The organism is Hoeflea sp. AS16, from assembly GCF_038900095.1.
In the GTDB taxonomy this organism is placed as follows: Bacteria; Pseudomonadota; Alphaproteobacteria; order Rhizobiales; family Rhizobiaceae; genus Hoeflea.
The window spans coordinates 477,045-493,788 of sequence record NZ_JBBMQQ010000004.1 but is presented as its reverse complement, the minus strand read 5'-3'; the positions used below and the strand labels follow the sequence as shown (position 1 = coordinate 493,788).

The 16,744-nt window shown below is 62.1% G+C and carries 18 protein-coding genes; 8 read left to right on the top strand and 10 right to left on the bottom strand.

The genetic code is table 11. The features are described from left to right. Nucleotides 1-147 precede the first annotated feature (147 nt). Nucleotides 148-681, bottom strand: coding sequence for a GNAT family N-acetyltransferase (locus tag WNY80_RS13810; protein WP_342887949.1), 534 nt, complete (start codon nt 679-681; stop codon nt 148-150). Nucleotides 682-1,039: 358 nt separating this feature from the next. On the opposite strand from WNY80_RS13810, the gene WNY80_RS13805 reads away from it, so the two are divergent. Further along, the gene (locus WNY80_RS13805) at nt 1,040-1,297 is read left to right on the top strand and encodes a YjhX family toxin (protein WP_342888011.1); all 258 of its coding nucleotides are present in this window, start codon (nt 1,040-1,042) and stop codon (nt 1,295-1,297) included. A 58-nt stretch (nt 1,298-1,355) separates the two neighbouring features. Here the strand turns inward: WNY80_RS13805 and gatA are convergent, their stop codons facing one another. From gatA to WNY80_RS13780, 5 genes are all read right to left on the bottom strand, one after another. Beyond that, nucleotides 1,356-2,837, bottom strand: coding sequence for an Asp-tRNA(Asn)/Glu-tRNA(Gln) amidotransferase subunit GatA (gene gatA, locus WNY80_RS13800; RefSeq protein ID WP_342887948.1), 1,482 nt, complete (start codon nt 2,835-2,837; stop codon nt 1,356-1,358). Beyond that, on the bottom strand, nt 2,834-3,316 hold the full coding sequence (locus tag WNY80_RS13795; protein WP_342887947.1) for a GNAT family N-acetyltransferase: 483 nt from the start codon (nt 3,314-3,316) through the stop codon (nt 2,834-2,836). The genes gatA and WNY80_RS13795 overlap by 4 nt, the downstream gene beginning before the upstream one ends. 4 nt (nt 3,317-3,320) lie before the next feature. Beyond that, entirely contained in the window at nt 3,321-3,608 is a 288-nt protein-coding gene (gene gatC, locus WNY80_RS13790) for an Asp-tRNA(Asn)/Glu-tRNA(Gln) amidotransferase subunit GatC (protein WP_342887946.1), read from the bottom strand. A 114-nt stretch (nt 3,609-3,722) separates the two neighbouring features. Continuing rightward, on the bottom strand, nt 3,723-4,319 hold the full coding sequence (locus tag WNY80_RS13785; protein WP_342888010.1) for a class I SAM-dependent methyltransferase: 597 nt from the start codon (nt 4,317-4,319) through the stop codon (nt 3,723-3,725). An 86-nt stretch (nt 4,320-4,405) separates the two neighbouring features. Beyond that, nucleotides 4,406-5,113, bottom strand: coding sequence for a metal-dependent hydrolase (locus WNY80_RS13780; protein WP_342887945.1), 708 nt, complete (start codon nt 5,111-5,113; stop codon nt 4,406-4,408). Between the two features lie 89 nt (nt 5,114-5,202). Here WNY80_RS13780 and ruvX point away from each other — a divergent pair, with 89 nt between their 5' ends. After that, the gene (gene ruvX / locus WNY80_RS13775; RefSeq protein WP_342887944.1) at nt 5,203-5,697 is read left to right on the top strand and encodes a Holliday junction resolvase RuvX; all 495 of its coding nucleotides are present in this window, start codon (nt 5,203-5,205) and stop codon (nt 5,695-5,697) included. Here ruvX and WNY80_RS13770 read toward each other — a convergent pair. Together WNY80_RS13770 and WNY80_RS13765 are read right to left on the bottom strand one after the other, a co-directional pair. Beyond that, nucleotides 5,683-6,033, bottom strand: a complete 351-nt coding sequence (locus WNY80_RS13770; RefSeq protein ID WP_342887943.1) for a DUF6105 family protein — start codon at nt 6,031-6,033, stop codon at nt 5,683-5,685. The genes ruvX and WNY80_RS13770 overlap by 15 nt on opposite strands. Then, nucleotides 6,030-6,620, bottom strand: coding sequence for a hypothetical protein (locus WNY80_RS13765; RefSeq protein WP_342887942.1), 591 nt, complete (start codon nt 6,618-6,620; stop codon nt 6,030-6,032). The genes WNY80_RS13770 and WNY80_RS13765 overlap by 4 nt, the downstream gene beginning before the upstream one ends. A 160-nt stretch (nt 6,621-6,780) precedes the next feature. Here WNY80_RS13765 and WNY80_RS13760 point away from each other — a divergent pair, with 160 nt between their 5' ends. Next, complete coding sequence (locus WNY80_RS13760) at nt 6,781-7,731, top strand: AEC family transporter (protein ID WP_342887941.1); 951 nt, start codon at nt 6,781-6,783, stop codon at nt 7,729-7,731. Here WNY80_RS13760 and WNY80_RS13755 read toward each other — a convergent pair. Continuing rightward, on the bottom strand, nt 7,713-9,371 hold the full coding sequence (locus WNY80_RS13755; protein ID WP_342887940.1) for an acyl-CoA dehydrogenase family protein: 1,659 nt from the start codon (nt 9,369-9,371) through the stop codon (nt 7,713-7,715). The two genes, WNY80_RS13760 and WNY80_RS13755, sit on opposite strands and share 19 nt — an antisense overlap. Nucleotides 9,372-9,497: 126 nt before the next feature. On the opposite strand from WNY80_RS13755, the gene WNY80_RS13750 reads away from it, so the two are divergent. From WNY80_RS13750 to dprA, 4 genes are read left to right on the top strand one after another with little or no spacing between them, the layout of a single operon-like run. Further along, a complete protein-coding gene (locus tag WNY80_RS13750; protein ID WP_342887939.1) occupies nt 9,498-10,433 on the top strand; it encodes an aspartate carbamoyltransferase catalytic subunit in 936 nt (311 codons plus the stop codon). Beyond that, on the top strand, nt 10,430-11,716 hold the full coding sequence (locus WNY80_RS13745) for a dihydroorotase (RefSeq protein WP_342887938.1): 1,287 nt from the start codon (nt 10,430-10,432) through the stop codon (nt 11,714-11,716). The genes WNY80_RS13750 and WNY80_RS13745 overlap by 4 nt, the downstream gene beginning before the upstream one ends. Before the next feature lie 59 nt (nt 11,717-11,775). Beyond that, complete coding sequence (gene plsY, locus WNY80_RS13740) at nt 11,776-12,384, top strand: glycerol-3-phosphate 1-O-acyltransferase PlsY (RefSeq protein WP_342888009.1); 609 nt, start codon at nt 11,776-11,778, stop codon at nt 12,382-12,384. Further along, nucleotides 12,384-13,535 carry a DNA-processing protein DprA gene (dprA, locus tag WNY80_RS13735; RefSeq protein ID WP_342887937.1) on the top strand — a complete coding sequence of 384 codons (1,152 nt, stop codon included), beginning with the start codon at nt 12,384-12,386 and terminating at the stop codon, nt 13,533-13,535. Before plsY ends, dprA begins: the two co-directional genes overlap by 1 nt. 15 nt (nt 13,536-13,550) lie before the next feature. Here dprA and WNY80_RS13730 read toward each other — a convergent pair whose 3' ends face one another. Next, the gene (locus WNY80_RS13730) at nt 13,551-13,760 is read right to left on the bottom strand and encodes a hypothetical protein (protein ID WP_342887936.1); all 210 of its coding nucleotides are present in this window, start codon (nt 13,758-13,760) and stop codon (nt 13,551-13,553) included. Between the two features lie 252 nt (nt 13,761-14,012). Between WNY80_RS13730 and topA the strand changes: the two genes are divergently transcribed. Further along, the gene (gene topA / locus WNY80_RS13725; RefSeq protein WP_342887935.1) at nt 14,013-16,658 is read left to right on the top strand and encodes a type I DNA topoisomerase; all 2,646 of its coding nucleotides are present in this window, start codon (nt 14,013-14,015) and stop codon (nt 16,656-16,658) included. Nucleotides 16,659-16,744: the final 86 nt, after the last annotated feature.

Genomic DNA, 16,744 nt, shown 5'->3' with positions numbered 1-16,744 from the left:
CCGCCTATTCTGCTCCCTCTAGGCAAAGAGATCTTTGCCCGACTTGAAAGCCCGGATCGGGATTCCCGTGTCCGGGTCTTTTTTTGGGCTTTCGGCAGAAGGCCGCTTTTGCAGCACTGCGTGCCCGGGACATGACAGTGGCGTCATTCAGAGATTGTAGAGACCGTATTCGCCGGCATCGGGATCAACCGGATCGCTGTGGGGCTCGAATTCCTTGATCATTTCCACCTTGTCGATGTCCTCGTCGAGCGGTTCGGAATAGGTCACGAAGTAGGTTTTGACGCGATAGCCAAGCCGCTTGTAGAGCCGGATCGCATCCAGGTTTCGGGCATGGGTGTCGAGCCGCGCGGCGGAAAACCCGCGTTGCCGGATGCCGGATTCGATCTTGTCGAGCAGCGCCGTGCCGATGCCCCTGCCCTGAAATTCCGGCAACACCCAGAGATCGGTGATGAAATCATCGGCCTTCTCGCACGAGCCCCAGCCGGCAAGTTCGCCATCCCATTCGGCAACCAGGATATCGGGCCAGCAGCGGGTGCAGAAATCGTAATAGGCTTCCCTGGCGTTCTCGCGCAGGCGCTCCGCATCCTCTCCCCAGACGCGAATCGCCTTTTCCCAGGCGGCCAAACCGATCTTGGCGAGATCCTGGGCTTCGGCGGAAGTTGCAGGCCTGATAGCAAGCATTGTGACCGCTCCGTCGAATTTCCGCCAGGCGAAGATGCATGACGCTTACGAGGAGTTTCGCCGGAAACGGGCGGTTCATCAAGCCCTGCACCGTTTTACCGGGTAATTGCGCAACAGTACCAATCTTTCGAAGCGGCCGCACAGAGCTGCGATCTTGATCCAGCCACAGCCGGTTACTATCGTGCACAGGTCCATCACCGGAGCCTTTATGTACTTCCTGTCCGAGTCCCGATAAAGGGCCTGCGTCCTGCGTTCAACACGCCGCGCATGGCCCAACAAAAACATGAAGCCGCTGACGTCCGTGACGTCGGCCGATGTTTTTGTGCGCTCAACCGAGCGCTATTGGACAGAACAGACAATGGATATCTCCCGCGCTGAACAGCGCATTTTACACCTGCTGGCGCAAGGCGGCAGGATCGAACTGACCCGTGATGACAACCGGAAAATTGCCGAAATCAAGCTCATCACCCGGGAAGGCTGGCTGTTTACCGGTCTGGAACCTGAAACCTTTCGCAAGCTGAAGCGCAAACGCGCGATAAGCTCGCGCAAGGGCCAGCCCTATGGCGTCACACGTCGCGGGTTGGAGCTGGTCAGATCGCAGTTGAACAATCGCTAAACGCAAAAGCGGCGCCTCAGGGCGCCGCTTCTTTCAAGCTGTCTGTTTGGAACCGGTCTCACCACCACTTGTTCGGTTCGAAACGGCCTGCGGCCTGTTCGATGACGTGGGCGGCCTTGAACAGGGTTTCTTCCCCGAACGGGCGGCCGATCAGCTGCAGGCCAAGCGGCAGACCCTTCGGGTCAAGGCCCGCAGGAACCGAAATTCCCGGCAAACCGGCCATGTTGACGGTGACGGTGAAGACGTCCTGCATGTACATCTTGACCGGGTCGCTGGCCAGGCTCTCGTCGCCGATGGCAAAGGCCGAAGACGGGGTGGCGGGCGTCAGGATGGCGTCGACGCCGGCATCGAAAGCGAGCTCGAAATCGCGCTTGATCAGGGTGCGTACCTTCTGGGCGCGCAGGTAGTAAGCGTCGTAGTAACCGGCCGAGAGCACATAGGTGCCGATCATGATGCGGCGCTTGACTTCCTGGCCGAAACCTTCGGCACGGGTCTTCTCGTACATCTCGGCAATGTCCTTGCCGGGCACGCGCAGGCCGTAACGGACGCCGTCGTAGCGGGCCAGGTTCGACGAAGCTTCAGCGGGCGCGACGATGTAATAGGCCGGCAGCGCATACTTGGTGTGCGGCAGCTCGATATCGACGATTTCGGCGCCGGCGTCCTTGAGCCAGGCGATCCCCTGCTGCCACAGCGCATCGATTTCGGCGGGCATGCCGTCGATGCGGTATTCGCGCGGAATGCCGATTTTCAGGCCCTTGACCGAACCGCCCAGCGCTGCTTCGTAATCCGGCACCGGCATGTCCACCGAGGTGGTGTCCTTGTCATCGACCGATGCCATCGACTTGAGCAGGATTGCGGCATCGCGCACGTCGCGGGCAATCGGGCCTGCCTGATCGAGCGAGGAGGCAAAGGCGGCAATGCCCCAGCGCGAGCAGCGGCCATAGGTGGGCTTGATGCCGACGGTGCCGGTAAACGCCGCAGGCTGGCGGATCGAACCGCCGGTGTCGGTGGCTGTCGCGCCGGCGCACAGCAGTGCCGCAACGGCCGCCGCCGAGCCACCGGAAGAACCGCCGGGCACCAGATTGGCGTTGGAACCTTCGGCGCGCCAGGGGTTGATCACCGGACCGTAGTACGATGTCTCGTTGGACGAGCCCATGGCGAACTCGTCCATGTTGAGCTTGCCCAGCATCACCGCGCCATCGGACCAGAGATTGGCGGTAACGGTCGATTCGTAACGCGGCTCGAAGCCGTCGAGCACGTGGGAACAGGCCTGTGTGTGCACGCCCTCGGTTGCGTACAGATCCTTGACGCCGAGCGGGATGCCCTCGAGCGCTCCGGCAGAACCGCCGGCGCGGCGGGCGTCGGAGGCCTTGGCCATCTCGCGGGCCTTGTCGGCTGTGATTTTCACATAGGCGTTGATCGCCGGGTTGGCGGCCTCGATGGCGGCCAGGTAGGCGTCGGTCAGTTCAACGCTGGTAAAGGCACCCTTGCCCATTTCGTCACGGGCTTCGGCGATGGTCAGACGGGTCAGGTCACTCATGCGGACAACTTCTTTTCAAAGAACCGGGAATAGCCGGAATCAGGGTAATCGAGGACGGCGCCACATTCGGTGAAGCCATGATTTTGATAAAGCCGGACGGCGGCGGCAAGCCCCTCGCCCACGCCGGTTTCAAGAACCAGCCGTTTCATGCCCTTGGCGCGGGCACGCGCGCAGATCGCATCCAGCAGTGCCGAGCCTATGCGCTGGCCACGGACCCGCGGGGCAGTGAACATGCGCTTGACTTCGCCGGTGAGAACTCCGGCATCCAGGCCCGCATCCTTGAGCGCACCAATACCGATGGCCTCGCCGGCGTCGTCACGTGCCACGAACACCGTGGTATCGTCGCCCGCCATTTCCTCGATGTTCAGACCGAAATGGAATTCGGCCGGCGCCAACGGCACCAGATAGGCGTCCAGGGCTTCCACAAGCCCTGTGACGTCATCCTGAAGCGGGGATTCAATGGCGACCGAGACAGCCATGCTGCTACTCTACCACCTTCGGGACAACGAAGAAGTTGTCGGTGGATTCGGGCGCGTTGGCGACGATGTCCTCGGCCTTGGAGCCGTCGGTGACAACATCGGCGCGCTTCTTCATCGCCATCGGGGTGACCGATGTCATCGGCTCGATGCCGTCGACATCGACTTCGGAGAGTTGTTCGACAAAGCCCAGAATGGTGTTGAGTTCACCTTCCATGCGGGCGGCTTCCTCGTCGGTGACCGCAATACGGGCCAGGTGCGCAACGCGTTTGACGGTGGCAAGATCTACGGACATCGGGTCCTCATCGGGTGGTGTGAACAGGTGGCCCCGCTATAGCGGCGAGCGGGCAGACGCGCAACTGCGGGCTGATGATTTGTCATCGCGAACGCCATAAAGGGAGCGTGAAAGTCAATCCTGCTTGATCGCAACCACATGGAGCCAATCGGTTGGTCGTCCGTCATAGCCTCCGCCCTTTTCGGCTGTGATTGTCACATCAGCCCAAGCTGATGCAGCGTACCATTCCCGCAAGGTGCTCTCGGAAGGATAATTGTAATACCGGTTGAACCGGTCGCGGCCTTCTGTTTCGCCAGCCTTGAAACTGGCGTAAAAGGCTCCGCCTTTCTTCAATGCGGCATGAATTTTCGATAAGACGCCCGGCAGATCTTCTCTGGGGACATGCAACAGGCAGGCATTCGCCCATATTCCGTCACAGGTGCTTTCCTCATCCAGATCCGCGAACAACAGCGTGGCAACCGGGATCCCGAGGCGCTGTTCTGCCGCTTGGGCCAATTCTGGCGTCCCATCCGTCGGATGCACCTCGTATCCCCTGCCGATCATGAATTCACTGTCCCGCCCGGCACCGCATCCCAACTCGAGAATGGCAGCTCCGGCTGGCAGCAAAGACAGAAAAGCCTCGATATGCTTCGAATTCGAATATTCATCGCGTGAGGCATAGGCTGAAGCTTCCCGGGTATAAAAGCTGAGCGTCCGATCATCCTGGCTCATTTTCTTCCCATGTTCCGCTTCGCGGCCAATCAATGGATAGACCTTCGATCCCGTCGCGTTTTGCCAAAAATTGCCCAGTCAGGGCGTCAGACAGTCACGCTTTCACCGGATTTGGGCACGGCGACGTTCTTGGCATCGTCTTCCATACCTTCGACAAAGGCATCCGCGGTCTGGTCCAGCGCCGGGAACGTGCCGTAATGGCAGGGCAGCACCTTGGCGAAGGAGAAGTACCTGCGGCAGGCAAGCGCTGCCACCGCGCCGCCCATGGTGAAACGGTCGCCGATCGGCACGATGCCGATTTCCGGGCGGTGCAACTCGTTGATCAGCGCCATGTCGGAGAAAATGTCGGTGTCGCCCATGTGCAGAAGGCCCGGCTCATCCTCGAAATGCAGCATCAGGCCGTTTGCGCTCCCCAGTGAATGCGACACACCGTCGGTGGTGATCTGCGCCGAGGAGTGGAAGGCGTTGACGAAAGTGGCCGAAAAACCATCGAGCGAGATGGTGCCGCCGGTGTTGCCCAGTTCAAGCTTTTCGACCCCCTGGTGGTGGCCAAGCCACATGCCCAGATCGTAATTGCACAGCACGACCGCGCCGGTTTCCTTGGCAATGGCCGCCGTGTCGCCGATGTGGTCCGCGTGGCCGTGGGTCAGCAGGATGTGGGTGACATCCTTGACCGCATCCTTGCGGTCATTGCCTTCAAAGGATGGGTTTCCGGTGAAAAAGGGATCTATCAGGATTGTCGATTTGGCTGTTTCGAGCCGGAACGCCGAATGGCCCAACCAGGTTATCTTCATCGATTGCACTCCCTCGCAATTTGCGGATTTGTTCGCTAAAGCAACATCTAGCGCGGCTGAAGCTGTGGCGCAAAGGCAGAGAGCAAAAAATGGCCGCTATCACCATCGAAGAGCTTGCAGGGCAAATTCAGCCCGGACAGACCATCGCCGGCATCGACCTGGGGACGGAAACCATCGGTCTGGCTGTCTCGGACCTGTCGCTCAGGCTTGCCTCGCCGCGGACGGTGATCAAGCGCAAGAAGTTCACACTCGACGCCATCGCGCTGATCGCGGCGCTGGAACAGGACAAGGCGGGCGCTGCGGTGATCGGCCTGCCGGTCAACATGGATGGCAGCGAAGGTCCGCGGGCCCAGGCAACACGTGCCTTCGTCCGCAACATGGCGCAGAAAACGGACCTGCCGTTCGTGTTCTGGGACGAGCGGCTGTCGACGGTTGCGGCGGAACGGGCGCTGATCGAGATGGATGTCTCGCGCAAGAAGCGCAAGGAGCGGATCGATTCGGCCGCCGCCAGCTTCATCCTGCAGGGCGCGCTCGACCGGCTGACCGGTTTGCGCGCTGGGCAGGATGCATCAGGAAATACGTGAGAACTCGGCTTCGGCGGTGTTGCCGGTGTGCATTGGGCTTTCGCCCTGTTCGGTCCAGCCCAGCATCTTGCGGATGGCGGCCCAGATCTGCTTGCGGCGGCGCTTGATCACGATGAAACCGATGACCAGAAACGTGTCGAGTATGATCGCCTTGAGCACCAGCGGCGGAATCGTTTCGGGCGGAATGCCGAGCAGGTTGCCGTAGATGGTGAACACCAGGTCGTGCAGCTCGCGGCTGAGAATGCGGTAGCCGAAATTGATGTCGTAATAGGACAGGCCATACCAGCTTCCCAGCAGGACGATCGGCATGATCCAGAGGACGAGAAAAACCTTCATGACTGTGTTCCATGCCTGGAGAAAGATGCAAGCTGGGCGCTGAAAGCGGCATGATTGGCAGCGTGATCGGCAATCACCTGATCAAGCTCGCCCAGCCCCTCCTCCACCACATCGTCGGGTTCGATCCGCGCCTGTGCAAGTGACATGACGGTCAGGAACAGACCGCCAAGCGCACCGAATTCAAGCGCCAGCAGAGCGCCCGCCTGGCCGCCTGCAAAGAAGACGAGCGTCGACAGCATTGCGGCGAGCACGGTGCAGGCCACCGCCCCTTGCGCCAAGGGCCGCGCCTCGCGTTGTTCGCGTTCCTGACCGAACACGTAGAATATCATCGCAAACAACAGCAGCCCGGCCGATGCGGCGCTGAAACCGCCGAGAAGCCCGAAGACGACGCTTTGACCTACCGGTGACAAGCCGATCGCCTGCATTGCTGCGATGGCGCTATCGACCAGCCCGGAATCGGCAAACAGCGTCAATCCGGCCAATTCGATACCGCCCTGCGGCGCGTAGGTTACAACCAGCGCCAGAAGCGACAGGTAGCAAACCCAGAACAGCATCATCGAGGCGTAATACAGGCGACTTGAAATCATCACGGATCCGTCGGGGCTCATGGATGTGGTTACTCTGAGCAGACACCATGCCGGTGGTGGCTGGGTCACGCAATGTAAACCATTTGTTAAGGTTAACAGCCGCCATTGCCCAACGCACTTTAGCCGCTTATGAGAGGGCGCAATCCATCCGGCGGTACCCATGATCCCCATATTCGAAAGCATCCTGCCGATTTTCCTGATCGTGCTTCTCGGCATTGTCCTGCGTCGGGTCCCGTTCATCGACCAGAGCGTCTGGCCGGGTCTGGAAACGCTGGGCTACTACCTGTTCTTCCCGTTTTTGCTGTTTCTCACCCTGGCCAAGGCCGACTATTCCGGCATCGAACTGGGCACCGTCGCGATTGTGTCGCTGCTCGCCGTCGCGGTCATGACTGTTTTTTTGCTGGCGCTGCACCCGCTGGCACGGGCACTGGGCATGACAAATGCGAGCTACACGACGCTGTTTCAGACATCTTCGCGGTGGAATGCGTTCGTGGCGTTGGCGATTGCGGAGAAAATGACCGGCGTGAGCGGACTGGCTCTTGTTGCACTGGTCATGGCGCTGCTCGTCATCCCGCTCAACTTCATCAATGTGGCCATGCTGGTCTGGTACGGAACCGGCGGCCGCAGCGCCCTTACCCTGGTCAAGCGGATAGCCGGCAATCCACTGATTCTTGGCTGCGTCGCAGGCATCGTCGTCAATGCCCTGCCCTTCGGAATGTACCCACCGTTCGAGCAGGCGGTCGACCTGATCGCCCGTGCTTCCCTGGGGCTCGGGCTGCTGATGGTCGGCGCGGGTCTCAAACTCAACGACGCGCTTCGCCCCCGCCCGGCGGTGCTGGTGCCTGTTGCGCTCAAACTGATCGCGTTCCCGGCCATCATGGTGGCGCTGGCGGTGGTCTTCGGCCTTGGCGGCGAATCGCTGATCATCCTGGCGCTCTGCGCGGCCGTGCCCACGGCGATGAACGGCTACCTGCTGGCGCGGCAGATGGGCGGCGATGCACCGCTTTATGCCGCCGTGACCACCGTGCAGACGGTGGCCTCCTTCCTGACAATCCCGGCGGTGATGTGGGCTTCCGGGTTGATCGCAGCCGCTCAGGCTGCCGGCGGATAGAGCAGATCGACGATCTGGCGCGCATCGAAGCGGGCATCGAGCATGCCATAGGTCGAGCGCCAGGCGCCGCCGAGCCGGGTTTCGACAAAGGCTTCGGCCACGTGGCCTGATCCCAGACGGGTCAGTTCGGCGGCAGCGGCAGCCAGCGCCAGTTGCTCGGTCAACAGTCGCGCAGCCCCCTCATCGCGTTCGGCCACCGCCATGCAGGCGCGCAGCACGTCCACGGTGCGCGGGCCCGCGGCGCCGAGATCCTTGTTGATGCTCTCGAGCGCGACTTCGCAGAGGTCGCGGCCGCGTGTGAGTACGCGCAAGACATCGAGCGCCATGACGTTGCCCGAGCCTTCCCAGATGGCGTTGACCGGGGCTTCGCGGTAGTGCCGGGCGACCGCGCGTTCCTCGACATAGCCATTGCCGCCCATGCACTCCATCACCTCATAGATGACCGATGGCGCGATCTTGCAGACCCAGTACTTGACCACCGGGGTCAGGAGCCGGGCGATTGCCGCCTCGGAGGGGTTGTCGCGGGCCTTGTCGAAGGCGCGCGCCAGACGCAGAGACAGCGCGGTAGCCGCGGCTGTCTCAAGCGCCAGATCGGCCAGCACACGTACCATCAAAGGCTGGTCGATCAGCAACTCGCCAAACACCCGCCGGTGGCGGCAATGGTGCACGGCTTCAGCCAGGCTGGCGCGCATCATGCCGGCCGAGGCCAGCGCGCAATCGAGCCGGGTCAGCGTCACCATGTCGAGAATGGTGCGCACGCCCTCGCCTTCGCCACCGAGCAGAAAGCCGAACGTGTCGCTGAACTCAACCTCGGAGGAGGCGTTGGAGCGATTGCCGAGCTTGTCTTTCAGGCGCTGCAGGCGAAGACCGTTGAGACTGCCGTCTTCGAGAATGCGCGGCACCAGAAAGCAGCTGAGTTCGCCGCCAGCGTCGCCACCGGTCTGGGCCAGCATGACGAAGGCGTCGGACATCGGTGCTGACAGGAACCATTTGTGGCCCGACAGCCGGTAGACCCCCTCGCCCGCGCGGGTCGCGACACTCTGGTTGGCGCGCACATCGGTGCCGCCCTGCTTTTCGGTCATGCCCATGCCGATGGTCACGCCGGATTTCTGCATCGCCGGACGGTGGCTTGAATCATACCGGCGCGAGACCACCTGCGGCGCCCAGGCCTTCTCGATGCGCGGCGAGGCCATGATCGCGGCAATCGAGGCATTGGTCATGGTCAGCGGGCACAAATGGCCGCATTCGAGACCGGCGGTAAGGAAAAAGCGGATGGCGCGGGCCTGGTGCGCATAGCCCGCCTCCTCGCGCTTGCCTTCCCAGACCGAGCCCTGCAGCCCCCCAGCCACACTCCGGCGCATCAGCGCGTGCCAGCTGGGATGGAAATCGACCTGGTCGATGCGGTTGCCATAACCGTCATGGGTCCTGAGCTCGGGCACGGAGCGGTTGGCGATGCGCGCAAGATCCTGCGCTTCGGCCGATGCCACGAACTTGCCGACCGTTTCGAAATCGATGCGGAGCGCGCGCGGCATGTCGGCCGCGATGTCCTTCAGCAACGGATCGGAGCGATAGGCGTTGTGCCCGGAAAAGGGCGGGCTTTGATTGTCGGCCTGGTGGCCAAAGGCTTGAATAGGGCTCATCGAACCTCGCTTACAGGGATTCGCGCGGTTTTGCATGGGGACATCGCGCATTTGAGGCCCCGGCAAGCTTGCCCCTGCCCCAGAACCTTTCTATAGACCGGCAAAGACCTCAACCCGATGGGACGCATGATGTCATTTCCGCACCGCCACCTGCTCGGAATCAAGGGGCTTTCGGAGCCGGACATCCACTATTTGCTCGATCAGGCGGACGAAGCGGTCAAAATCTCCCGCCAGCGCGAAAAAAAGACCACCACATTGCGCGGCCTGACCCAGATCAACCTTTTCTTCGAGAATTCGACACGGACCCAGGCTTCGTTCGAGCTGGCCGGCAAACGGCTTGGCGCGGACGTGATGAACATGTCGGTTGCCAATTCGAGCGTCAAGAAGGGCGAAACGCTGGTCGACACGGCGATGACGCTCAACGCCATGCGGCCCGACGTGCTGGTGGTGCGGCATTCTTCCGCGGGCGCCGTGGCGCTGTTGTCTCAGAAAGTGGGCTGCCCGGTGATCAATGCCGGCGACGGCGCGCATGAACACCCGACACAGGCACTGCTTGATGCGCTGACCATCCGCCGCGCCAAGGGCAAGGTCGGCCGCCTGATCGTCGCCATCTGCGGCGACGTGCTGCATTCGCGCGTCGCCCGGTCCAACATCCTGCTGCTCAACGCGCTTGGCGCGCGGGTCCGGGTGGTTGCCCCCTCGACGCTGCTTCCGTCCGGTATAGAGGACATGGGCGTGGAGGTGTTCCGGCGCATGGATGAAGGGCTCAAGGATGCGGACGTGGTGATGATGCTGCGGCTGCAACGCGAACGCATGGCGGGTTCGTTCGTGCCCTCGGTGCGCGAGTATTTCCGCTATTACGGTCTCGACGCCGAAAAGCTCAAGTCCGCGAAGGAGGATGCGCTGGTGATGCATCCGGGACCGATGAACCGCGGCGTTGAGATCGCCTCCGACATTGCCGACGGGCCACAAAGCGTTATCGAGCAGCAGGTCGAGATGGGGGTCGCGGTGCGAATGGCCGTGATGGAGACGCTGATGCTGCACGGGGAGCTTGCCCGATGACTTCGAGAGTTCTCCGGAATGTAAGAATTGTCGATCCCTCGACGGACATGGACGAAACCGGCGACATCGTCATTGTCGACGGCAAGATCGCTGCCTGTGGTGCGAAAGCTGCCGAATTCGCAATTGCTTCCGACGCCGAGATCGAGGATTGCAGCGGCCTGATCGCCATTCCCGGGCTGGTCGACGCCTGCGTGCATATTGGCGAACCGGGTGCCGAGCACCGCGAGACCATCGCCTCGGCCAGCCGGGCTGCGGCCAAGGGCGGGGTGACCTCGATCATCATGATGCCCGACACGGACCCGGTGATCGACGACGTGGCGCTGGTCGATTTCGTCCAGCGGCTGGCGCGTGACGAGGCGATTGTCCGCGTCTACCCGGCCGCGGCCCTGACCAAGAGGCTCAACGGCGAGGAAATGACCGAATTCGGCCTGCTTTTCGAGGCCGGCGCGGTGATGCTGAGCAATGGCCGGCATACGGTCGACAATCCGGCGGTGATGCGGCGGGCGATGACCTATGCGCGCGATTTCAACGCGGTGATCGCGATGGCGACGCAGGACCGGCAACTGGGCGGCGCAGGGGTGATGAACGAAGGCCTGTTCGCGAGCTGGCTGGGATTGCCCGGCATCCCGCGCGAAGCCGAAATCATACCGCTGGAACGCGATCTGCGGCTGGCGGCGCTGACCCGCTCGCGCTATCACGCGATGAGCATTTCGGTGCCCGAATCCGCCGAGATCATTCGCGCAGCCAAGGCACGCGGGCTTGATGTCACCGCCGGGATCTCGATCAATCACCTCACGCTCAACGAAACCGATATCGGCGAGTATCGCACCTTCTTCCGGCTGTCGCCGCCACTGCGGACCGAGGACGACCGCCGGGCGATGGTCGAGGCGCTGGCTGACGGCGCCATCGACATCATCGTGTCGGCGCATGACCCGCAGGACGTCGACACCAAGCGCCTTCCCTTCGCGGACGCCGAGAACGGTGCAATCGGGCTTGAAACCCTGCTGGCGGCGGCACTGAGGCTTTACCATTCAGGCGATGTTCCGCTGATGCGGCTGGTGGACGCCATGTCCACCCGCCCGGCGCAGATCCTCGGGCTTGACGCGGGAACGCTGAAAACCGGCGCGCGCGCCGACATCGCGCTCGTCGACCCCGAATATCCTTGGGTGCTTTCCAAGGACGATATCGTTTCAAGGTCCAAGAACAGCGCGTTCGAGGACGCCCGGTTTACCGGCAAAGTATTGCAAACCATGGTTGCAGGTGTCACAGTTTACCGGGCCTGAGAACGGCCGGGAACGCCAGCCAACCGGGGTCGTGGGAGGAAGAACGCGCCGTGCCTGATATGATCCAATGGACGCTGTCCGCTCCCCTGATGCTTGGTTCCCTGCTGTTTGGCTATCTTTGCGGCTCGATCCCGTTCGGCCTGCTCCTGACCCGCATGGCCGGGCTTGGTGATGTGCGCAGCATCGGTTCGGGCAATATCGGCGCAACCAACGTGTTGCGCACCGGCAACAAGAAGCTTGCCGCGGCGACCTTGCTCGCCGATGCGCTGAAGGGAACGGTTGCGGTCGTGGCTGCACGCCATTTCCTCGGCATGGAGGCCGCGCTGATCGCCGGTCTGGGTGCCTTTCTGGGCCACCTTTACCCGGTCTGGCTGAAATTCAAGGGCGGCAAGGGCGTTGCGACCTATCTGGGCGTGCTGCTCGGGCTTGCACCGCTGATGGTGCTGGTGTTCGCCGCCGTCTGGCTCGGTATGGCCAAGCTGTTCCGCTATTCCTCGCTGGCGGCACTGGCTGCCGCCGTGGTGGTTCCGGCCGCTCTCTATATGTATGGCAAGCCGGAGGTTGGATCGCTGTTCGTGGTGATGTCGCTGATCACCATCCTCAAACACCACCAGAACATCCGCCGTCTGCTTTCCGGCACAGAAAGCCGGATCGGGGACAAGGGCTGATGCCTGCCGGCGACGAAGGGAGACGCGGCGTCCCCCTTTCCGATCGCCAGCGACTGAACTGGCTGCGGCTGATCCGCTCGGACAATGTCGGCCCGGCAACCTTTCGCGACCTGATCAATCATTTCGGTTCGGCCGAAACAGCCATCGCGCAACTGCCGGAACTGTCGCGGCGCGGCGGATCGGCACGCGCGATCCGGGTGGCCAGTATCGATGATGCAGAACGCGAACTGGAGGCGGCACAGAAATTCGGCGCCGTCTTCATCGGCATTGGCGAACCAGACTATCCGCCGGCGCTGCGGCGCATCGACGGCGCACCGCCCCTGATCACGGCAATCGGCGACCTGGCGCTTTCAACGCAGGTTTCAGTCGGCATTGTCGGTGCGCGCAATGCCTCGGTCTCGGGCGCCAAGATGGCGGCACGAATGGCGCGGGAACTTGGCGCCGCGGGTTATGCCATCGTCTCCGGCTTTGCCCGCGGCATTGACGCGGCAGCACACCGGGCGAGTATGGAAAGCGGCACGATTGCGGCGCTGGCGGGTGGCCTGGATCAACCCTATCCGCCGGAAAACAACGAACTCTACCAGGAAATCTGCGCCGGCAACGGCCTGGCGATCAGCGAGATGCCGATGGGCTGGGAACCGCGGGCGCGGGATTTCCCCCGGCGCAACCGGCTGATTGCCGGAATCGGGCTGGGGCTTGTGGTGATCGAGGCCGCGCAGCGCTCGGGCTCGCTGATCACCGCACGGCGCGCCGCGGATTTCGGCAGGCTGGTGTTCGCTGTTCCCGGTTCGCCGCTCGATCCGCGCGCGGCGGGAACCAACGGGCTGCTCAAGGACGGCGCCATCCTGACCACCGGCAGCAGCGACGTGATTGACGCCCTGGCGCCGTCGAGCCGGGTGTTTCCCGACGACGCCCCCTTTCTTGAAGAACCGGAGAGTGAAGACGGCGCACCGTTTGCGGAGCCGCGTGACGATGACCGGACAAGGGTAATCGAGGCGCTGGGTCCCTCGCCTGCCGAAGTGGATGACATCATCCGGCATACCGGTGTTTCGGCACAAACCGTCTACCTGGTGCTTTTGGAGCTGGACCTGGCCGGCCGGTTGCACCGGCATCCCGGCGGCATGGTGTCGCTGGCCTTTGACGCGGACTAGAAGTTCCGGGCGGCTCTAGTTCTGCTGCCCGACCACGCTGAGCGGCCTGGAGCCCGCCAGCACGTCTCCTGCCTCAAGATAGGCCATCTCGATCAGATAACACAGCATGTCGGCATTTTCGTTGCGTGCAACGGCACCCAATTCCCCCAGCATCTGCCTGATATAGGCGATGTTTTGCTGAGTGCGCGCTTTCTCAAGCTTGTCTTGAGAGGGGTGGGTTTGCATTGACGCTCCCTTGGTGTTGACCGTCCCCAGGCTCATGGAGAGTGGTGCACAGATCATAAAAACACGATACCTTAGTTATCTTAAATTGCAATACAGTTGTAATCGCGTTTTAGTTGTATTCGGGTTGCGAAATGGCCGTAAATCGGAAGATGGGCTTGACCGCACCGATTTCGATGTACATTTCGTGGGCCAAATCGGTACGGCGCGAATTCGCGCGGCATGCCGAAAACCCGGCCGAATGCGAGCAACCTTATGAATGTAGTGGTAGTGGAATCGCCTGCGAAGGCAAAAACGATCAACAAGTACCTCGGCAGCGGGTACAAGGTACTGGCATCGTTCGGCCACGTCCGCGACTTGCCGGCCAAGGACGGTTCGGTGCTTCCCGACGAGGATTTCGAGATGAAATGGGAGGTCGACACGGCCTCCAACAAGCGGCTCAAGGATATCACCGAAGCGCTCAAGGGCGCCGATTCCCTCATTCTGGCGACTGACCCGGATCGTGAAGGCGAAGCCATTTCCTGGCACGTGCTGGAAGTGCTGAACAAGAAGAAGGCGCTCAAGGACAAGAAGGTCTCCCGCGTCGTCTTCAATGCGATCACCAAGAAATCGGTTCTCGATGCGATGGCCAATCCGCGCGAGATCGACACGCCACTGGTCGACGCCTACCTGGCGCGCCGGGCGCTCGACTACCTGGTTGGCTTCAACCTCTCGCCGGTTCTGTGGCGCAAGCTGCCCGGCGCACGTTCGGCCGGCCGCGTTCAATCGGTGGCGCTCCGCCTGGTCTGCGACCGCGAAAGCGAGATCGAACGCTTCGTCTCCGAGGAATACTGGCAGATTTCGGCTGACCTGAAGACCCCGCGCGGCGATGGTTTCACCGCACGGCTGACCTCGCATGACGGCGAGAAGATCACCAAGATGTCGGTGTCCGACGGGGAGCTCGCCAACAAGATCAAGGACATGCTGGAGGGCGCATCGTTTGTCGCCGACAGCGTCGAAGCCAAGCCGAACCGGCGCAATCCTTCTCCGCCCTTCACCACATCGACGCTGCAGCAGGCAGCCTCCTCCAAGCTTGGCTTCAACGCCTCGCGAACCATGCAGGTGGCGCAGAAGCTCTATGAAGGCATCGACATCGGCGGCGAGACCGTCGGTCTGATCACCTATATGCGTACTGACGGCGTGCAGATGGCGCCCGAAGCGATCGAGGAAGCCAGAACCGCGATCGAGACGCGGTTCGGTGCACGCTATGTACCTGAAAAGGCGCGCCTCTACTCGACCAAGGCGAAGAATGCGCAGGAAGCGCATGAGGCCATCCGCCCGACCGGTTTCGAGCGCGCTCCGGATGACCTGAAGAAGTATCTCGATGCCGACCAGCTCAAGCTCTACGACCTGATCTGGAAACGCGCCACCGCCAGCCAGATGGCCTCGGCAGAGATCGAACGGACCACGGTGGACATCACCGCCTCCAAGGACGGCAAGACGGCCGGCCTGCGCGCCACAGGCTCGGTGATCCGTTTCGACGGCTTCATTGCCGCCTACACGGACGCCAAGGAAGACGGGGAGCAGTCCGATGGCGACGGCGATGATGATACCCGGCTGCCGGAAATCAATGCGCGGGAAGCACTGGCAAAGGACAAGATCAACGCCAGCCAGCATTTCACCGAACCTCCGCCGCGCTACTCGGAAGCTTCGCTGATCAAGAAGATGGAAGAGCTCGGCATCGGCCGGCCGTCGACTTATGCCTCGACGCTGGCAACGCTCAGGGACCGCGAATATGTGCTCATCGAGAATCGCAGGCTGACCCCTGAACCCAAGGGCCGTCTGGTCATCGCGTTCCTGGAGAACTTCTTCAACCGCTATGTCGAATTCGGCTTCACCGCCGATCTCGAAGAAAAGCTCGACCGGATTTCGGCGGGCGAGCTGGCCTGGAAGGATGTGCTGCGCGAATTCTGGACCGAGTTCCATCAGCATATCGACGACACCAAGGAGCTTCGCGTCACCCAGGTGCTCGATGCACTCAACGAAGCGCTTGCGCCGCTGGTGTTCCCGGTGCGCGAAGATGGCTCCAATCCACGGATCTGCCCGACCTGCGGCACCGGCAACCTGTCGCTCAAGCTCGGCAAGTACGGCGCCTTTGTCGGATGTTCGAATTATCCGGATTGCAACTTCACCCGCCAGCTGTCCAGCGATCCGAGTGCGGAAGGCGAAGCATCACTTTCGAACGAGCCGAAGGATCTGGGAAAAGACCCGCACACGGAAGAGCCTATCACCTTGCGCACCGGCCGTTTCGGACCATATGTACAGCGTGGCGAAGGCAAGGAAGCCAAGCGCGCCAGCCTGCCCAAGGGATGGGCGGTCGATTCGATCGATCACGAGAAGGCCATGGCGCTTCTCAGCCTGCCGCGCGACATTGGCCAGCATCCCGAATCCGGCAAGATGATCTCCGCAGGCATCGGCCGTTACGGACCGTTCGTGCTGCATGACGGCACCTATGCCAACCTGGAATCGGTGGAAGACGTGTTTTCCATCGGCCTCAACCGCGCGGTCACCGTGATCGCGGAGAAACAGGCCAAGGGTCCGGGCCGCGGACGCGGGACACCGACAGCGCTGAAGGCACTCGGCGACCATCCCGATGGTGGTCCGATCACCGTGCGCGACGGCAAGTACGGGCCTTATGTCAACTGGGGCAAGATCAACGCCACCCTGCCCAAGGACAAGGTTCCGGCTGAAGTGACGGTTGAAGAAGCGCTCGAAATGATCGCCGCCAAGGCCGCCGCCTCGGGCAAGAAAACCAAGGCGCCGGCAAAGAAAGCAACCAAGGCCAAAGCCAAGCCAAAAGCTGCGGCGAAAAAGCCGGCTGCAGCCAAAAAGCCAGCTGCCTCCAAGGCCAAGAAGGACTGAATTTGGGACACCCTCCCCGCAAACCCGGGACCAGCAAGCCGAAAACCGGCAAGGGTGACGGCAACGCAGCAGACGCACGCCCGGCC